This window comes from Halarchaeum sp. P4, from assembly GCF_051195175.1.
GTDB lineage: Archaea > Halobacteriota > Halobacteria > Halobacteriales > Halobacteriaceae > Halarchaeum.
Genome location: NZ_JBNTKC010000010.1, coordinates 1 through 532, shown reverse-complemented (window position 1 = coordinate 532; position 532 = coordinate 1). Strand labels below are relative to the sequence as shown.

Below are 532 nucleotides of genomic sequence, written 5' to 3'. Positions count from 1 at the left end.
AGCCAATTCACTTTTCTCCCTCTTCGGATACTATGCTGTCAACAGATGCCAAGACTTGTTCTGGAGACGGAGATTTCGGCTCCTATTGACCAGGTTTTCGATTTAGCGCGGAACGTGGAACTTCATACAGAAACGATGGGCCACTCCGAACAAGCGGTGGCCGGAACCACGAGTGGGCATTTTGAAGAAGGCGATGTGGTGACGTGGCGTGCAACTCATTTTGGACTCTCGTTGGAACTCACCGTTGAAATCACCGAGATGGAGTCTCCCGAGTATTTCCAAGACAGACAGGTTGACGGCCCCTTCGCGGAGATGGTTCACGACCATTACTTTGAGCGCCTCGCTCCTGACCGAACCAAGATGACCGACGAGTTCCAGTTTTCATCACCATACGGTATTCTCGGGACACTTGTCGATACAGTCGTCCTTGAACGGTATATGCGGAACCTAATCGAATCTCGAAATCAAGAACTCAAGTCCATTGCAGAACGTCAAACGGTGTAACCGCTTGCTTCATCCGATGATTAAGCAG

The 532-nt window shown here is 50.2% G+C and carries 1 protein-coding gene; it reads left to right on the top strand.

Annotated elements, in window-relative coordinates:
• The coding region (locus ACQUS8_RS16070; RefSeq protein WP_435102983.1) for an SRPBCC family protein at nt 1-504 on the top strand (504 nt) is incomplete at its 5' end.
• Nucleotides 505-532: the final 28 nt, after the last annotated feature.